This is a genomic window from Ilumatobacter sp. (assembly GCF_049588435.1).
GTDB lineage: Bacteria > Actinomycetota > Acidimicrobiia > Acidimicrobiales > Ilumatobacteraceae > Ilumatobacter_A.
The window spans coordinates 1-3,904 of the sequence record NZ_JBAVYV010000005.1; the positions used below are offsets into that span (position 1 = coordinate 1).

Genomic DNA, 3,904 nt, shown 5'->3' on the forward strand with positions numbered 1-3,904 from the left:
CCCCGCAGGCCGCGCGACTCCCCGGGAATCGTCGCAAGGTCGGCCAGGTCGGTGCCGGCACAGAACGAACCTGCGACCCCGGTGATCACGAGCACCACCGTGTCGGGATCGGCGTCGGCGCGAGCGACGGTCTCGATGAACTGTCCGAGCATCGCGAACGTCATCGCATTGCGCTTCTCCGGACGATCGATCGTGATCACCCCGACCCTCCCCTGCGCCTCGTAGCGGATGAGTTCTCGGTCGTCTGCCATCGCCCGACGGTAGATGTTCGGTGCCCGCGAATCTGATCCGGACCCGGTTCGGTACCCTCGCCTCATGCATCGGGTGTCGATCGTCGGGTCGTCGGGCTCGGGCAAATCGACGGTCGGCGCCGCGCTCGCAGACCGCATCGACGTTCCGGTGGTCGAACTCGACGAGCTGATGCACGGTCCCGACTGGACACCGACGCCGACGCCGGAGTTCCGTTCGAAGCTGACCGCCGCGCTCGCCGAGGCCGATGCCACGCACAACGGCTGGGTCGTGCCCGGAAACTACCGAACCGTCGCCGACATCGCTCAGGGTCGCGCCGACACGATCGTCTGGCTCGACCTGCCGAGACGCGTGTCGATGTGGCGGTTGCTGAGACGTTCGGTGCGTCGCGCGCTCACCCACGAAGAGGTGTGGGGCGGAAACCGTGAATCACTGCGCAACCTGGTCAGCCGCGATCCAGCGCGCAACGTGCTGCTCTGGGCATGGACGAACCACCCGCTCTATCGGGAGACCTACGAGGGGTACGCATCGGGGACCTTCTGGTCACACGCGATGGTGCATCGTCTCCGGACGCAACACGACGTCGACGCCTTCGTCGCATCGACCCACACCTGACGTCGGCAGCCGCCGGCAAGACGCGGATCCCTGCCGACAAGACGTCGGGACGCGGTTGGGGAGGAGTCGGGACGAACTCAGGCGAGGAGATCGACGAAACCTTCGAGTTGGCGCAGGTTGCGACACTCGTAGACGCCGTCGGTGTAGGTGCCGTACTCCCCCACGATCGAGTCACCGGTGTTCCAGTAGCTCTTCGGTTCGGGGTTCAGCCAGTACACGTGGCGGGCCTTTTGCTGGATCTCCTTGACGACCCAGCTCTGGCTCGCGTGGTAGTTGTTCCGGGCATCGCCGAGGAGCAACACGGTCGACTTGGGACCGACGTCCATGCCGTACTTGTTCCACCACACCTCGAACGCGTGGCCGTAGTCGGAGTGTCCATCGACCCACACGACGTCGGCTTCGGTGTTGACCCGATGGATCGCTTCCTGGATGTCCTCGGTCGCCTTGAAGTAGTCGGTGACCTCGTCGATGCCGTCGATGAACACGAACGAGCGGACCTTCGAGAACTGGTTCTGGATCGCGTACACCAGCATCAACGTGAAGCGAGCGAACGCCGCGACCGAGCCGGAGATGTCGGCGATCACGATCAGCTCGGGCTTGGCCGGGCGGGGGTACTTGAACTTCGGTTCTGCCGGCACCCCGCCGTAGCTCAATGAGTGACGCACCGTGTTGCGGAAGTCGAGCGGACCCTTGCGTCCGTGTCGTCGCTTGCGGGCCAACCGTGCGGCCAGCTTGCGGGTGAGCGGATACAGCGATTTCTTCAGCGCCACCATCTCGTCGCGCGACGCGTGCATGAACTCGACGTCTTCGGGCAGCGGCTTGCGCAGCGTCTTGGCCATCGCCTCGGCACCACGGTCGGCGACGAGTCGGCGGCGGATCTCGGCTTCGATCTCGCCCTTGAACTTCTCGATCCGGTCCTGGTACTCCTCCTTCTCGAGTCGTTCCTCGAGGGAGGTGAGTTCGCCGCCGGTCTCGTCCTTCGACGCCTGCATCATCTTGTCGAGCATGTTGTCGAGGTCGAGATTGCGCAGGGTGCGGTAGAGGTAGTACGTCCCGCCGACCGGGCGACCCGGTTCCATCCCGGCGAACCGCTGGACGGCCTGCTTCGCCATCGCGCGCATCATGCCCTGATCGCCGTTCATCAGCGCCTGCATGAGCATCTGGGCGATCTCCTCGGGCGTCATGGAGTCCATGCCGCCCTGGCCCTTGCCCTCGCCCTGCTGCTGCATCTCCTGCATCTCGCGCCACAGATCGTCGATGTCGGAATCGCTGTCGGCGTCGCCGATCTTGTATTCCGGCCCGCGCAGGCTGAAGTACACCTCGAAGACGGTCTCGAAGCTGCGCCAGTGGGCGTGGTTCTTGATCAGCGTCGCGCCGAGCGCGTACTTGAACGAGTCGCGGTCCTCGATCGGGATGTGCTGAACCGCCTCCATCGCGTCGAGGTTCTCGGTCAACGAGACCGGGAGACCAGCGTTGCGGAGTTCGACGACGAAGCCGTTGAGCAGGTCGAGCATGCCGCCCGTCTCCGACCCGGTCCCCGTCCGCGTGTCAGTCATCGACGGACAGTTCCTTGCTCGCCTTGGCGATGTCGGTCTGGTACTTGAGCAGGATGTTGAGCGTTTCCTTGGCGATCTTCTCGTCGATCGTCTCGATGTTCAGCAGCATCAGCGTCCGGGCCCAGTCGAGTGTCTCGGAGACGCTCGGGCTCTTCTTCAGATCGAGCTGGCGGATCGAGCGGACCACGCGGGCGACCTGGTCGGCGAGGTTGTCGGTGATGCCCGGCGTCTTCGCAAGGACGATCTCCTTCTCGCGCTCCAACTGTGGGTAGTCCACGTGGAGGTACAGACAACGCCGCTTCAGTGCCTCGGACAGCTCACGGGTGTTGTTCGACGTGAGGAACACGAGCGGGATCTGCTTCGCCTTGATGGTTCCCAGTTCCGGGATCGACACCTGGTAGTCGGAGAGGATCTCGAGCAGCAGCGCCTCGGTCTCGACCTCGACGCGGTCGACTTCGTCGATCAACAGCACGACCGGCTCGTCGGCGGTGATCGCCTCGAGCAGCGGACGGGTGAGGAGGAACTCATCGGAGAAGATGTCCTCACGGACGTCGGTCCAGTCGTGAGTCTCCTCGGTCTCGCCACGCTCGGTCTGGATACGCAGGAGCTGCTTCTTGTAGTTCCACTCGTAGAGCGCCTTGCTCTCGTCGAGCCCCTCGTAGCACTGCAACCGGATCAGCTTCGCTCCGGTGATCTCCGCCACCGACTTCGCCAACTGGGTCTTGCCGGTGCCGGCCGGACCCTCGACGAGAATCGGCTTCTGGAGTCGGTCGGCGAGGTAGACGACGCCTGCGATCCCATCATCGGCGAGGTACTGCGACTCGCTGAGCGAATCACGTACCTGTTGCACGCTCTCGAACCGGGGTTCGGCATCGAAGGGCGTGGCGGGGCGGTCGTCGGTCGTCGTCATACCCCTGCGAACCTACCGGTCGGTAGCGGCTCCGCCGGAATCGGAATGGTGCTGGAGTCGATCTCTGCGACGTAACGTCGGTCACATGAGCGACAACCTGCAGAAGTTCACCCGGGCCGCCCACATCCTGCGCAGCGTGGCCGTGCGGGTTCCCGCCGAGGGATGGGACAGCCCGTCATGTTGTGAGGGGTGGAGCGCTCGTGAGGTCGCCGGACACGCGTCGTGGGTGCTGCAGAACATCACAGCGACGACCGGCCACGGCGAGCGGCCCCCAGAGCAATCCGAGGCCGACGTGGCCGGAGCCGATCCCACCGACACGATCTGTCGCTCCGTCGACGCTTGCCTCGCCGCCCTCGATCAGCCCGACGTCCTGCACACCGTGGCACAGACGCCGTTCGGTGAGATGGAGGTCGACAGCTTCATCGGAACGATCTGGATCGACCCGCTCACGCACGCGTGGGACATCGCCGACGCAGCCGGGATCGCGTCGGGCATCGACGAGGCAACCGCCGGGGCGGCGAAGGCGAACCTCGAACCGATCGCGGAGATGGTCCGCGGCGCGGGTGTCTTCGGA

General features: G+C 65.0%; 5 protein-coding genes. 2 read left to right on the forward strand and 3 right to left on the reverse strand.

Annotated elements, in window-relative coordinates; translation table 11 throughout:
• Positions 1–251 (reverse strand): enoyl-CoA hydratase/isomerase family protein (locus tag WBV89_RS00100; protein WP_423979313.1); only part of this gene is annotated, 251 nt, incomplete at its 3' end.
• A 64-nt stretch (positions 252–315) separates the two neighbouring features.
• On the opposite strand from WBV89_RS00100, the gene WBV89_RS00105 reads away from it, so the two are divergent.
• Positions 316–864 (forward strand): adenylate kinase, encoded by a 549-nt coding sequence (locus tag WBV89_RS00105; protein WP_423979314.1) that lies wholly within the window; start codon positions 316–318, stop codon positions 862–864.
• Positions 865–941: 77 nt separating this feature from the next.
• On the opposite strand, the gene WBV89_RS00110 is transcribed toward WBV89_RS00105, so the two are convergent.
• Both WBV89_RS00110 and WBV89_RS00115 read right to left on the reverse strand, forming a co-directional pair.
• The gene (locus tag WBV89_RS00110) at positions 942–2,420 is read right to left on the reverse strand and encodes a vWA domain-containing protein (RefSeq protein ID WP_423979315.1); all 1,479 of its coding nucleotides are present in this window, start codon (positions 2,418–2,420) and stop codon (positions 942–944) included.
• Positions 2,413–3,330, reverse strand: coding sequence for an AAA family ATPase (locus WBV89_RS00115; protein ID WP_423979316.1), 918 nt, complete (start codon positions 3,328–3,330; stop codon positions 2,413–2,415). Before WBV89_RS00115 ends, WBV89_RS00110 begins: the two co-directional genes overlap by 8 nt.
• 85 nt (positions 3,331–3,415) lie before the next feature.
• On the opposite strand from WBV89_RS00115, the gene WBV89_RS00120 reads away from it, so the two are divergent.
• Positions 3,416–3,904, forward strand: a 489-nt coding sequence (locus tag WBV89_RS00120; protein ID WP_423979317.1) for a maleylpyruvate isomerase N-terminal domain-containing protein, incomplete at its 3' end; no start/stop codon positions are given.

Coding starts and splice junctions, on each gene's coding strand:
- WBV89_RS00105 (WP_423979314.1), top strand. CDS start 316: ATGCATCGGGTGTCGATCGTCGGGTCGTCGGGCTCGGGCAAATCGACG.
- WBV89_RS00110 (WP_423979315.1), bottom strand. CDS start 2,420: ATGACTGACACGCGGACGGGGACCGGGTCGGAGACGGGCGGCATGCTC.
- WBV89_RS00115 (WP_423979316.1), bottom strand. CDS start 3,330: ATGACGACGACCGACGACCGCCCCGCCACGCCCTTCGATGCCGAACCC.